The sequence below is a fragment of the Burkholderia catarinensis genome (genome assembly GCF_001883705.2).
GTDB classification, from domain to species: domain Bacteria; phylum Pseudomonadota; class Gammaproteobacteria; order Burkholderiales; family Burkholderiaceae; genus Burkholderia; species Burkholderia catarinensis.
Genome location: NZ_MDEQ02000013.1, coordinates 212306 through 224253, shown reverse-complemented (window position 1 = coordinate 224253; position 11948 = coordinate 212306). Strand labels below are relative to the sequence as shown.

General features: G+C 69.2%; 12 protein-coding genes. 1 reads left to right on the top strand and 11 read right to left on the bottom strand.

The annotated features are described in order from the left end of the window. Positions 1–219: 219 nt before the first annotated feature. The 8 genes from BFF94_RS22170 to gspG are packed head-to-tail and all read right to left on the bottom strand — an operon-like array spanning position 220 to position 6293. Positions 220–1008 (bottom strand): type II secretion system protein N, encoded by a 789-nt coding sequence (locus tag BFF94_RS22170; protein WP_219139841.1) that lies wholly within the window; start codon positions 1006–1008, stop codon positions 220–222. Between the two features lie 31 nt (positions 1009–1039). Then, positions 1040–1546, bottom strand: coding sequence for a type II secretion system protein M (locus BFF94_RS22165; RefSeq protein WP_128843733.1), 507 nt, complete (start codon positions 1544–1546; stop codon positions 1040–1042). After that, the gene (gspL, locus tag BFF94_RS22160) at positions 1543–2913 is read right to left on the bottom strand and encodes a type II secretion system protein GspL (RefSeq protein ID WP_219139840.1); all 1371 of its coding nucleotides are present in this window, start codon (positions 2911–2913) and stop codon (positions 1543–1545) included. The genes BFF94_RS22165 and gspL overlap by 4 nt, the downstream gene beginning before the upstream one ends. Before the next feature lie 26 nt (positions 2914–2939). Further along, positions 2940–4076, bottom strand: a complete 1137-nt coding sequence (gene gspK / locus BFF94_RS22155) for a type II secretion system minor pseudopilin GspK (protein ID WP_128846663.1) — start codon at positions 4074–4076, stop codon at positions 2940–2942. Between the two features lie 2 nt (positions 4077–4078). Further along, positions 4079–4768 (bottom strand): PulJ/GspJ family protein, encoded by a 690-nt coding sequence (locus tag BFF94_RS22150; protein ID WP_219139839.1) that lies wholly within the window; start codon positions 4766–4768, stop codon positions 4079–4081. Then, entirely contained in the window at positions 4746–5234 is a 489-nt protein-coding gene (gene gspI / locus BFF94_RS22145) for a type II secretion system minor pseudopilin GspI (protein WP_372454266.1), read from the bottom strand. Before gspI ends, BFF94_RS22150 begins: the two co-directional genes overlap by 23 nt. Next, on the bottom strand, positions 5231–5800 hold the full coding sequence (locus BFF94_RS22140; protein ID WP_128846672.1) for a GspH/FimT family pseudopilin: 570 nt from the start codon (positions 5798–5800) through the stop codon (positions 5231–5233). The genes gspI and BFF94_RS22140 overlap by 4 nt, the downstream gene beginning before the upstream one ends. A 40-nt stretch (positions 5801–5840) precedes the next feature. Further along, entirely contained in the window at positions 5841–6293 is a 453-nt protein-coding gene (gene gspG / locus BFF94_RS22135; protein WP_128846675.1) for a type II secretion system major pseudopilin GspG, read from the bottom strand. A gap of 177 nt (positions 6294–6470) precedes the next feature. On the opposite strand from gspG, the gene BFF94_RS22130 reads away from it, so the two are divergent. Next, positions 6471–6881 carry a general secretion pathway protein GspC gene (locus BFF94_RS22130; RefSeq protein WP_128846678.1) on the top strand — a complete coding sequence of 137 codons (411 nt, stop codon included), beginning with the start codon at positions 6471–6473 and terminating at the stop codon, positions 6879–6881. 30 nt (positions 6882–6911) lie between these two features. On the opposite strand, the gene gspF is transcribed toward BFF94_RS22130, so the two are convergent. Genes gspF through gspD form a run of 3 tightly spaced genes read right to left on the bottom strand, consistent with a single transcriptional unit; the run spans position 6912 to position 11933 of the window. Next, complete coding sequence (gene gspF / locus BFF94_RS22125; RefSeq protein WP_219139838.1) at positions 6912–8129, bottom strand: type II secretion system inner membrane protein GspF; 1218 nt, start codon at positions 8127–8129, stop codon at positions 6912–6914. A 4-nt stretch (positions 8130–8133) separates the two neighbouring features. Beyond that, complete coding sequence (gspE, locus tag BFF94_RS22120) at positions 8134–9633, bottom strand: type II secretion system ATPase GspE (protein ID WP_128850885.1); 1500 nt, start codon at positions 9631–9633, stop codon at positions 8134–8136. Next, a complete protein-coding gene (gene gspD, locus BFF94_RS22115; RefSeq protein WP_128850883.1) occupies positions 9630–11933 on the bottom strand; it encodes a type II secretion system secretin GspD in 2304 nt (767 codons plus the stop codon). Before gspD ends, gspE begins: the two co-directional genes overlap by 4 nt. Positions 11934–11948 lie beyond the last annotated feature (15 nt).

The window sequence follows — 11948 nt, the reverse complement described above, 5'->3', positions numbered from 1 at the left end:
CCTACCCCTAACGGCGAAACGCATTGGGTTCTGAAAACGCCAACGGGCGACAGGTAAGTTGCGTGGGGCCGGCTTTGCCGGCCTTTCATTCCATTACCTGACCTCCCGCTCTCAGCGGCGAGGAATTTTTTGGTGCATTGCCTCTCTCCCGGCAATATCAGTCGTCTATCGGAAGAAATTAATTCCACCCGACAGCACGTTTCTCCTGCGACGCGCGCGTCAGCGCTGCGCGTCGCCGAAGATCAGCGAAACCTCGTTGTTCCCGATCGGGTGGCCGAGCAGGTTCAGCAGCCCCGCGAGGTTCGCCTGCTGCTCGGGCGCCGCATGCGCGGTGCCGCGGAACGATCCCTGGCCGGCGCCGAAGTTGCCGTGCCCGTCGAGGAACAGCGGGCCCTGAGTCGTCGACAGGTCGAGATCGGCGCCGGCCCCCTTCGCCTGCAGCACCGCGCGGTAAGAACCGAGCGGCTTCACGCGCGACACGCGCGAACTCATCGAGTCGATCGTCACCGTCAACTGGCCGAACGCGTTGTTGCCGAACAGGCGCCAGTCGCTCCAGCCGAGCCGCACGTCACCCTGCAGGTCGAGCGTGTTGAACGGCGTGCCGAGCCCCGCGAGCAGCGACGCGGGCACGGCCATCGTGCCCGCCGACAGCACCGCGCCGCGCCACGTCGCATCGAGCGTGACGGCATCGGGCATCGCCTCGGTCTGCCGCATGCGCATCTGCACGCGCCCGGTCAAGAGCGGCCAGAAGCGCGTGGCCCATTCGACCCGGCCCGGCAGCAGCGTCGCCGCGCTCTGGTCGGCGCCCGGCGCGAGCATCAGCGTGCCCGAACCGTGCCACAGCGACCCTTCCGGATCGACGAGATTCAGGTGCCCGCCGGTCGCGCGCGCGAACTGCGGCGCGATCCACGCGGCCGGCGCGAGCGCGACGAGCGTCACCGCCGTCGCGAGCCCGCCCGCCAGGACCCACGGCAATACGGTGGCGAGCCGCATCGTCCACGGCCTCATCGGCCGACCGCCACTTGCATCATCCACTGCGTCATTTCTGCGTCGAAGGTTGCATCACGGCCGTCAGGTCGACCTGGCCGTCTTCCTTCAGCGCGGTCGCGTGCGCCTCGCCGACCTGCACCTTGAACTGCCGGCGCGCATCGTCGAGCCACTGCGTCCACGCCGGGAACGACACGTTCTTCATCTGGACCTGCACGCCGTTGCCGACGATCTGCACCTGCGCACCTTGCAGCCCGTGATCGGACAGCGACGCGGTCAGCGCATCCTTCAGCGCCAGGCCGGTCGGCGCGACGCCCTGCGCGGCGGCCGCCAGCGACTTCGCCTCGTTCGCCTGCGCGGTCATCTGCGCGAGCTCGCGACGCAACGTCGGCAGCTCGCGCTGGATCCGCGCACGGCCTTCCTGCGCGGGCGACCACAGCACCGAATACGCGATCACGATCGCCAGCAGGGCGCCCCCCCAGCCGAGCAGCGTCTTCTCGCGCGGCGAGCGCTCACCCCAGAACTGGGCCAGCGCCTGGTTCAGTTGTTCCGTTTTCATGAGCGGCTCCGGATGGTCCATTTGCCCGTGTTGCTGTCGACTTCGCCGGACAGTCCGTTGCGCGCGAGACGCTGCGTGAAATCGGGATCGACCTTGACCTCCGGCTTGAAGCCGACGTCGAGCCGCCGGTCGTGATAGTCGAGCGACGCGATGCCGTTCAGCGGCAGCGCGCCCATCGAACGCGACAGCCCGCTCGCCAGCGCGAGGAAATCGTTCGGCGACAGCTCGCCGGCCGCCAGGCGCAACTGGTCGAGCTGGCGCTGCATCTGCGCGGGCGGATCGAGCACCGTCGTCGTCTTCGGGAACGCGGACAGCAGCGTCTCGGTGACCTGCGCGGACAGCGCATCGCGCTCGCGCGACAGCTTCCACCAGTGCAGGTTCATCCCGATCACCGCGACGCCGAGCGTCACTGCGACGAGTGCGAGCGGCACGCGCAGGCGCTTCACCGTCGCGCGGTCGAAGCGCCACGGCTGCGACTCGAATTCGAACTGGCACAGATCGAACTTCTCGGCCAGCGCGCGCCGCGCGAACGCATCGAACGACAGCGGCGCGGCGCCCGGCAGCAGCGGGCCGTCGGTGCGGCCGACCGATGCGAGCCGCGGCTCCGCGCCCGGTTCGCCGAGTTCGTACAGTTCGACGGCGCCGCCGCCCGCGAGTGCGGCAAGCGTGCCGGCCGCGCGCGACGCGGGCGCCGCGAAGCCTTCGCCGAGCGCACCGCGCGCGACCGCGAGTTCGAGGCGCGGCGCACCGGCCGCGGCCAGCTGCGCGCCGGCTTCGACGAGCACCGGTTCGACCGACGTCGCGAGCCCGAGCACCGCGGCCACCGTCGCCGGGCGGGCGGCCGGCTCGATCGGGTCCGCGGCTAGCGCGGCGGCGTCGATGGTTTCACCGTCGGCAGGGACGGATGCCGCTTCGGCCGACGCGCGCGGCGCCGGCAGGCAGCGGGTCGCGGGCACCGCGCTCAGGTGCCGGTGGCCGGCCGCCGTGAACGCTTCGCAGATCGTGCGGAACCATGCGCGATCGACGACGGCCAGCACGCGGCGCCCGTCGGGCAGCGCGTCCGGATCGAGCGCAATGTGGCAGCCGAGCGGATCCTGGATCAGCTGATCCTCGACGATGTTGGGCAGTGCCTGGCGCAGCTTCGGTCCCTTCAGCGGCGGCACGGTCGCGGCCAGCAGCAGCACGTCGCGCGCGGCGACGATCAGCACCGTCGCATTCGCGCGCGGCAGCAGCGCGAGCGCGGCGCGGCCGGCGCGCTGCACATGGCCGGCCTTGTCGACGAGCGTGAACGGCAGCTCGGGCCACTGCCATTCCTGCAACGGCACGGCAGGCTCGCGCGGCGGCAAAGAAACAATCAACGTGCTCACAAGAGCTCCTCTCCCGAATGGCGTCGTTATAGCTGGTCGCGGATGCGCACGACCCGCGTCGAGTGCGTGGTCGGATCACGATACACGAGCGAGGTGCGGTCGACCTCCGCGCGTTCGTGCTGGATCCGGCCATGCACGATGAAATAGCTCGAATTGACGTCGACAAGGCTCGAGTCGATCGTCACGTTCGGCGGCGCGCCGGCGCCGCGCAGCGCAAGCTGCACGTCGCCGACGTTGCGGAAAAACACGGTCTCGCGGCGCGACACGAGCGCCTGCGCGGACGACACGCCCATCCCCGGCACGAGCGCCGCGATCACCTCGGCCGGCGCCGTGTTCATGTTCACGGGCGTCGTGGTCGGCAGCACGGTGACGAACGGGCGCAGGCGCGCGACCATCTCGGGCGTCACGCCGTCGACGTCGAGCAGGCTGTCGACACTCGTCATCATCAGCGGCGCGGGCCCGCGGTCGCCGTCCGTCATGCCCGAAGCGCCGGCCCCCGGATCGTCCGTGAAGCCGCCGCCGCCCTGCTGATCGGTCGTCACCGGCGCGGTGATCGGCGGCGCCGTGCCGCCGCCCGGCAGTGTCGGCATCTGGAAACGTGTCGCCGAATGCAGCAGGCCCGCGCGCACCTGCAGCGCGATGCGCTTCGCGAACGCGCCGTCGTAGCCGAGCGTCGTCAGCAGGCGCTGGAACGCCTGGAGCTGCGTGACGTTCAGCTGCAGCACGCCGGGCGCCGGCGACGCAACGAGGTTGCGCAGGTTGAACTTCGCCTGCGCGTCCTCGATCGAGCCGGAGATATAGGTGTCTTCGCTGCTCGTGTCGTTGGGCGCGCCGATCCGGCCGAGGAAGTCCGACAGCTTCGTCTTCGCGATCGGCACGCCCCAGATCCCGCCGAGATACGTGATGCCGGGCGCCGTGTCGCCCTCGGAGCGCAGGATCATTCGCGTCCAGTCGAGCGCGCCGCGCGCGACCCACTGCGCCTGCGCGATCACGCGCTGGTTCTCGATGCGGCGGATCTGCACCTGCTGGCGCCACAGCATCCCCGATACGAGGATCGCCGACAGCGCGACGACGAGCAGCGCGGTGATGATCGCGGCACCGCGCTGGCGGCCGCGTGCCTGCGCGCGGGCGGCCGACAATGAGCGGTGAGGGCGCGCGCGCATCGTCATTCCCCGACGAGGAAGATGCGCGTGACCGGCACGCGCAGCGACGTCGCGCCGATGCTGACCTGCAGCCCGGTCACCGCGCGGGCCGGCGGCGCGTTGCCGATCTGCGGCACCTTGAGCGCATCGTTGTTCAGCGCGAGTGCGTCGTTGGCCGTCTGCAGGTTGATGGTCCAGCCCACGCGCGGCACGTACAGCTTCGCGTCGATCGCGCCGACGCCGCCCATCAGCGCGACCCAGCTCCAGCCTTCGACGCTGCTGTCCTTCAGCACGTTGCGCAGCCGGTTCGCGTCGTCGAGCGGCGGCGACGCATAACGCACGACGCGCCCACCGGCGATCCGGTAGCGGACCACCTGCAGCCGCGGCGCGACGCCCGGCACGTCGAGTTCGCGAACGATCTGCAGCGTATTGCCGGCGACGCCGATCGCCGGCTGGCCGGCCTCGTCGTCGGTCGCGGCCAGTCGTGCGTCGATGCGCATCTGGTCGAACATCTGCGCGAAGACGCGCTCGTCTTCCATCGCGGATGCGACCTTGTCGCGGCCGCGCATGATCTGGTCGAGCCCGCGCCACGCGAGGATCGCGACCACCGCGAGGATCGCGATCGCGATCATCAGCTCGATCAGCGTGAAGCCGCGGGCGGGGCGGGCGGGCGGGCGTCGCATCGGCGCGTCAGAGCGGACGGCTGGTTTCATTCGCGACCACCGTCACCATTTGCGCGAGCACGCCGGAACGCCCGGGCATGCTCACCGAAATCCGGACGCGCCGGAACACGGGGTTGGGCGTCGTGCTTACGCGCTGCGTGCAGACGAGCTGCACGTTGCCTTGCGAGCAGTCGAAACTCTGCTCGCCGACCTCCGGCCATGCATGCGTGAGCCGCAACTGCGCGAGCGCGTTGTCGGCGCTCCAGCCGGCGAGCAGCCGGCGATGGAGCTCGGATGCATTGGTCGCCATCGTGCCGACCGCGCGGATCGACGCGGCGAGCGCGACCGCGATGATCGCGAGCGCGACGAGCACCTCGATCATCGTGAAGCCGCGCGCCGCACGAAGTCCCCTTGGGGGGCACGCCCCGACGAGGCCGGCCGCAGGCCGGGCTCCGGAGGAAGTGCTCCTGGAGGGCGATGAAAAAACGGGGAAGGGCAGGCGACGACGCATCGTCATTGCACCTCGTAGCGGCCGTTGCCGGTGCCGACGATCGTCGCGCTGCCGACGGCCGAATGCAGCGTCACGCGCACCGGCGTGTCGATGCTCTCGGTGCCGAACACGACACGGTTCGCATGCGTGTCGGAACCCGGGTAGTCGATGTCGGCGCTCGTGACGCCGCCGTCCCAGTCGCGCGGGCGCAGCAGGTCGTCGCGCAGCGTGCGCCAGCCGTCAGGCGAGCTCACGTCGAAACGGAAGCCGTGCGCGGTCGGTTGCCACGCGATCGGCCGGGCGCGCACCTGCGCTTCGTCGCCGGCGGTCTCGAACAGCAGCGCGACGCGCTGCGCTTCCTCGCGCAGGTCGGTGCGCGGATTGCGCGTCAGCGACAGAGACGCGAGCGACACGAGCAACCCCGCGATCACGAGCACGACCAGCATTTCGAGCAGCGTGAAGCCGCGCGCGCGATGACGCCGCGCACCGTGCTTCATCGGCTCGCCGCCGGCCCGCGCCGGTACGGACGGCGCCGTGCCGCGACGCACGCGGCAATCGCGGCCGCAGCGGGAGGTCGTGCGAATGGCGAGCATGAAGAACGGGGAACGAAGCGTCGGGCCGGTCAGCGACGGCTTACTGCCACGAGCCGATGTCGGAGTCGTTGTTCTCGCCGCCTTCCTTGCCGTCGGCGCCGTAGCTGAATACATCGATCTCGCCGTGCACGCCCGGGTTCAGGTACTTGTACCCGTTGCCCCACGGATCGTTCGGCAGGCGCTCGAGATAGCCGCCGTCCTTCCAGTTGTTCGGGATCGGATCGGTGGACGGCTTCTGGATCAATGCGTTCAGACCCTGCTCCTGGGTCGGATAGCGGCCGTTGTCGAGACGGTACAGCTTGAGGCCCTGCATGATCGTGCCGATATCCTGCTTCGCGGCGATGCGACGCGCCTCGTCCGGGCGGCTCATGATCTTCGGCACGATCAGCGCCGCGAGGATCCCGAGGATCGCGACCACCACCATGATCTCGATCAGCGTGAAACCGCGCTGGCGACGCACGGCCGCGTTGCGGCGAGTGATCCACGTTTGCATGACTGACTACCTCTTTCCAAAAAAATGTCGTTGGTTGAGTGACGCACCCGGCGCACCCGGACGATTGCCTGACGGCAACCTTCCGAACCCGCGGGCGCGGAGCACGCATTGTAAGGCGCGCATTGCCGAGGGCTTTCACCCAACGCAAATTTCATATACATCCGTACAATAGCGCGCATGAACCCGCTCTCGATCCGGATCCTTTCCCTAGCCCTCTTCGCGGGTTTGTGCGCGACGGCCACCTACTGGGTCGTCACGCTGTCGGCCCGCGAAGCGCCGCTGCCCGCCGCCGCCGCGCGGCTGCCGATCCGCACCGAAGACGCCGCGGCGCTCTTCGGCGGTCAGCTCGACAAGAATCCCGTGCAGGACATCCACCTGTTCGGCATCCTCGCGCTCGACCACGGCGCCGCCGCGATCGTCGGCATCGGCGGCGAACCGCCGCGCGCCGTGTCGCTCGGCGCGGACGTCACGCCCGGCGCGAAGCTCGCCGAAGTCCGCCCCCGCTCGATCATCGTCGACCGCAACGGCGCCCGCGCCGAAATCCAGCTCCCGGCGAACACGCCGTCCCCCGCGATCTACATGCGCTGAACGGTAACGGCCTCGCCGACGGTCAGGCCGTTACTGCACCATGTTGTTCAGCTCGATGATCGGCAGCATCACGGCCAGCACGATCACGAGCACGATGCCGCCCATCGCCAGGATCAACAGCGGCTCCAGCAGGCTCGTCAGGAACATCGTGCGACGCTCGAGCTCGCGCGCTTCGCCTTCGGCCGCGCGATCCAGCATCGTCGTCACGTCGCCCGTCGCTTCGCCGGAACGGATCAGGTGCACGAGCACCGGCGGAAACGTCTTCACGTTGTTCAGCGCACGCGACAGCGCGGAGCCTTCGCGCACGCGCACGATCGCGTCGTCGATGTTCGCGCGCATCGCGCGGTTCGACAGCGTCTCGCCGGCCGCCTGCAACGCACGCAGGATCGGCACGCCGGCCGCGGTCAGGATGCCGAGCGTGCTCGCGAAGCGCACCGTGTTGTAGCCGCGCACGAGCTTGCCCGCGAGCGGCGCGGTCAGCACCCAGCGGTCGAACGCGAGCCTGGGCCCGTCGCGCGACAGCGTCGCCTTCACGACCCACACGACGAGCACGACCGCGATCAGGATCGCCCACCACCAGTGCCGCACGAAATCCGACAGCGCCATCATCACGATCGTCAGCACGGGCAACTGTTGCTTCGTACTCGCGAACACGTTGACGACCTGCGGCACGACATAGCTCAGCAGGAACGTGACGATGCCGAACGCGATCAGCGTGACGATCCCCGGATACGTGAACGCCAGCAGGATCTTCTGCTTCAGCGCGTTGCTCTGCTCGATGTAGTCGGCCAGGCGCGACAGCACGAGGCCGAGCTTGCCGGTGTGCTCGCCCGCCGCGACGAGCGCGCGATAGATTTCCGGAAAATCGCGCGGATGCTGGCCCAGCGCATTCGCGAGCGAATGGCCGCCAAGCACCTCGGCGCGGATCGCGGCCATCAGCTCGCGGATGTAGTCGCGTTCGGCCTGCTCGGTCAGCACGCCGAGCGCCTCGTCGAGCGGCAGCCCCGCGATCAGCAGGCTCGCGAGCTGGCGCGTGAGGATCGCCTGCTCGCGCTGCGACAGCTTGCGGCCCAGCGAGAGCCGTTGCGAACGCGCGCCGCGCGTCGCGCTCGCGGCCGGCTCGACGACGAGCGGCGTGAGCCCCTGCGTGCGCAACTGGCCGCGTGCGGCGCGCGCGCTATCGGCGTCGATGACGCCTTTCTGCGCGCGTCCCGCCGAATCGATTGCTTCGAAACGGAATGCCGGCATCGCGCTATGCGCCTCCCGTCACGCGCAGCACTTCCTCGAGCGACGTCGCGCCGGACGCGAGCCAGCGCTCGGCGTCATCGCGCAGCGTGCGCATCCCTTCCGCGCGGCTGGCGGCCAGGATCTCCGCGTCGGCCGCATTGCGGTGGATCAGCGCGCGGATCGACTCGTCGACCAGCAGCAGTTCGTATACGCCGCGCCGGCCCGCGTAGCCCGAATGCCCGCACTTGTCGCAGCCGACCGGATGCCACACGGTGCGGCCGTCCTCGTGCCGCTCTTCCTTGCAGGCGGGGCAGAGCTGCCGCACGAGCCGCTGCGCGAGCACGCCGAGCAGCGACGACGCGAGCAGGTAGGGCTCGACGCCCATGTCGGTCAGACGCGTGACGGCCGATGCCGCGTCGTTGGTGTGCAGCGTCGCGAGCACGAGGTGGCCCGTCAGCGATGCCTGCACCGCGATCTGCGCGGTTTCGAGGTCGCGGATTTCGCCGATCATGATCACGTCCGGATCCTGGCGCAGGATCGAGCGCAGCGCACGGGCAAAGGTCATCCCGATCCGCTCGTTCACCTGCGTCTGGCCGATGCCGCCGAGGTCGTATTCGATCGGGTCCTCGACGGTCATGATGTTGGTCGTCGCGGTTTCGAGCCGCGACATCGACGCATACAGCGTCGTCGTCTTGCCCGACCCCGTCGGGCCCGTGACGAGCACGATGCCGTGCGGGCGCGCGATCAGCTTGTCGAACTGGACGAGCGTGTCGCGGCCCATCCCGAGCGCCTCGAGATTCAGCCGCTGCGCATCCTTTTCCAGCAGACGCAGCACCGCGCGCTCGCCGTGCCCGGTCGGCAGCGTCGACACGCGCACGTCGACCGGCCGGCCGCCGACGCGCAGCGTGATGCGGCCGTCTTGCGGCAGGCGTTTCTCGGCGATGTCGAGCTGCGCCATGATCTTGATCCGCGAGATCAGTGCGCCGTGCAGCGCCTTCTTCGGGCGCACGACGTCGCGCAGCGTGCCGTCGACGCGAAAGCGCACGACCGACGCATTCTCGAACGGCTCGATGTGAATGTCCGACGCCTGTTCGCGCGCCGCTTGCGTGAGCAGCGCGTTGATCATCCGGATGATCGGCGCGTCGTCTTCCGATTCGAGCAGATCCTCGACTTCAGGAATGTCCTGCATCAGCCGCGACAGGTCGACTTCGCCCTCGACCTCGCCGACCACCTGCGCGGCGCTGCCGTCATGACGCGAGTAGGCGTGGTTGATCGCCTGCGCGAGCTCGTCGGCCGGCACGCGGTGCACGGAAATCGAGCCGAAGTTGCGCGCGATTTCCGCGAGCGCGGCATCGCTCGTGCGTTCGCTGATCCACACCTCGAGCGTGTCGTCGAGCTGGTGCGCGATCAGCACCTGGCCGCTCTTCGCGAAACCGTACGGCAACAGGCGCGCGGCGAGCGGCGACGGCGGCTGCCGTTCGTCCGGCGCGCCGTCGTGGGCGGAAGACGCGAGCACGTCACTCACTGCGACGCTCCCGGCGTGGCGGTCAGCGGTTGTTGCGGCACCGTCTGCTGCGGCACGCTCTGCGGCTGCACCGGTGCCGGTTCGACCGGCGGCGCCACCTGACGCTGCATCTGCTGGCGTCGCATCTTGTCGAGGTCGAACAGGTTGCCGGCCGCCGTGCCGCCCTGGCTCGGGCCCAGCGGCATCGGCGGGACGATCGGATCGTCCTTGTCGCGGATCACGTTGTTGTCCGACTTGTACGCACCCGTCACGCCCTGGATGTAGTCGTAGCGGTTGGACGTGACTTCCTGCGCGGTGCCGCGATCGGCGATGATCACCGGGCGCAGGAACACCATCAGGTTGGTCTTCTTGCGCTGCTTGCTTTCGGAACGGAACAGCTGGCCGATCCACGGGATGTCGCCAAGCAGCGGCACCTTGCTGTTGGACACGTTGTACGCGTCCTGCATCAGGCCGCCGAGCACGATGACTTCGCCGTTGTCGGCCAGGATCGTCGACTGGATCGAGCGCTTCGTGAACGACGGGCCCGTCTGCGCATTCGACGTCGCGGTGTCGACCGCCGAATCCTCGGTATACAACTGCAGCTTCAGGATCCCGCCGTCGGTGATCTGCGGTTTCACGTGCAGCGTGAGGCCGACGTCGCGGCGATCGTAGGTGTTGAACGCGTTGCTCGTCGTGCCGCTCGTCAGGTTCGAATACGAACCGGTCGGGATCGGCACGTTCTCGCCGACGACGATCTTCGCCTCTTCGTTGTCGAGCGTGATCAGGTTCGGCGTCGACAGCACGTTCGCGTCGCTCACGCCCGCGAAGTACTGCAGCAGCGCACCGAGCCCCTGCACACCGAACATGTTGTGCAGCCAGCCGATGTTGAGGCCCTGGTTCAGATTCGCGAGGTTCCCCGGCAGCCCGGTCGCGGTGCTGCCCGCGGTGCCCGTCGTCAGGTTGATGATGCTGTTGCCGGCCACGGTGCCGGCGGTGGCCGCGAGGTTCGTGCCGGCGAGCAGCGCGCCGCTCGCGACCTGCCACTGGATCCCGAGCTGGCCGGCCGTCGTCGAGTTCAGCTCGACGATCAGCGCCTCGATGTAGACCTGCGCGCGGCGCCGGTCGAGCTGGTCGATCACCGAGCGCAGGTTCCGGTAGACCGGCTCGGATGCCGTGATGATCAGCGAGTTGGTCGCCGCGTCGGCCTGGATCATCCCGCCCGGCTGGTTGTCGTCGCCCTTGTCCTTGTCGCCGCCGAGCAGGCCGGCATTGCCGAGGCTGCCGCCGCCCGATGCGCCGCCGCCATACGACGACGAGGACGAGGACGAGCCGCCCAGGCCGCCGGACGGCAGCGGCGGGGTGCCGGACGTGCCGGTCGAGAAGTTGCCGCTCGACGACGAGCCGCCGCTCTGGTTGAAGCTGTTCGCATCGTTGGACGACGCCGACGAGCCGCTGTCGTTGCCGCCGCCCTTGCCGAGCATCCCGCGCAGCGTCTTCGCGAGCTTCACCGCGTCGGCGTTGCGCAGCGCCACGACGTGCATGTTGCCGGGCACCCCGCTCGGCGCGTCGAGCTGCTGCACGAGCCGCTTGGCGGCCGCGAGGCGCGACCCGTTCGACGCGCGCAGCATCAGCGAGTTGGTACGCGGGTCGGCCGTGACCGACACCTTCAAGGTCGCGTCGCTGTTGCCGATCGCGCCCGGGTCGAGCATTTTCTGCAACTGCGCGGCGAGGTCGATCGCGTTCGCGTTGCGCAGCGGGACGACCTGCACCTGCGCACCCGCGGCGCTGTCCACGCCGGAGATGATCTGCGCGATGCGGCGCACGTTGTCCGCATAGTCGGTCACGACGATCGTGTTGTTCGCCGGGTAGGCCGTCACCGTGTTGTTCGGCGAGATCAGCGGGCGCAGCACGGGCAGCAGGTTGTTCGCCGATTCGTTGTGCAGCTCGAACACCTGCGTGATCACCTGGTCGCCGCGCGCCTGCGGTGCATTGCCGACATAGGTCGGCACGCCCTGCAGCTTCGCGTCGGCCTCGGGCACGACCTTCAGCACGCCGTGATCCTGCACGAGCGCGAAGCCCTGCATACGCAGCGCCGACTGCAGCGTCTTCAGTGCCTGGTCTTCCGGCACCGGACGTTCGGCCACGAGGTTGAGCTGCCCCTTCACACGGGGGTCGACGATGATGGTCTTGCCGGTTGCGGCGCCGATCGCCTTGGCGACCTGGTCGATATCCGCATTCACGAAGTTGAGCGTGACCTGAGCGTAGGCGGCCTGCGAGACGATAATGCCGGCGACGATCAGGGTCGTGGCAATGCGCCGCATAACGAAGCGATTTCT

Coding starts and splice junctions, on each gene's coding strand:
- BFF94_RS22130 (WP_128846678.1), top strand. CDS start 6,471: ATGAACCCGCTCTCGATCCGGATCCTTTCCCTAGCCCTCTTCGCGGGT.
- gspI (WP_372454266.1), bottom strand. CDS start 5,234: ATGACGATGCGTCGTCGCCTGCCCTTCCCCGTTTTTTCATCGCCCTCC.
- BFF94_RS22170 (WP_219139841.1), bottom strand. CDS start 1,008: ATGAGGCCGTGGACGATGCGGCTCGCCACCGTATTGCCGTGGGTCCTG.
- BFF94_RS22165 (WP_128843733.1), bottom strand. CDS start 1,546: ATGAAAACGGAACAACTGAACCAGGCGCTGGCCCAGTTCTGGGGTGAG.
- BFF94_RS22150 (WP_219139839.1), bottom strand. CDS start 4,768: ATGAAACCAGCCGTCCGCTCTGACGCGCCGATGCGACGCCCGCCCGCC.
- gspF (WP_219139838.1), bottom strand. CDS start 8,129: ATGCCGGCATTCCGTTTCGAAGCAATCGATTCGGCGGGACGCGCGCAG.
- gspK (WP_128846663.1), bottom strand. CDS start 4,076: ATGCGCGCGCGCCCTCACCGCTCATTGTCGGCCGCCCGCGCGCAGGCA.
- gspG (WP_128846675.1), bottom strand. CDS start 6,293: ATGCAAACGTGGATCACTCGCCGCAACGCGGCCGTGCGTCGCCAGCGC.
- gspD (WP_128850883.1), bottom strand. CDS start 11,933: ATGCGGCGCATTGCCACGACCCTGATCGTCGCCGGCATTATCGTCTCG.
- BFF94_RS22140 (WP_128846672.1), bottom strand. CDS start 5,800: ATGCTCGCCATTCGCACGACCTCCCGCTGCGGCCGCGATTGCCGCGTG.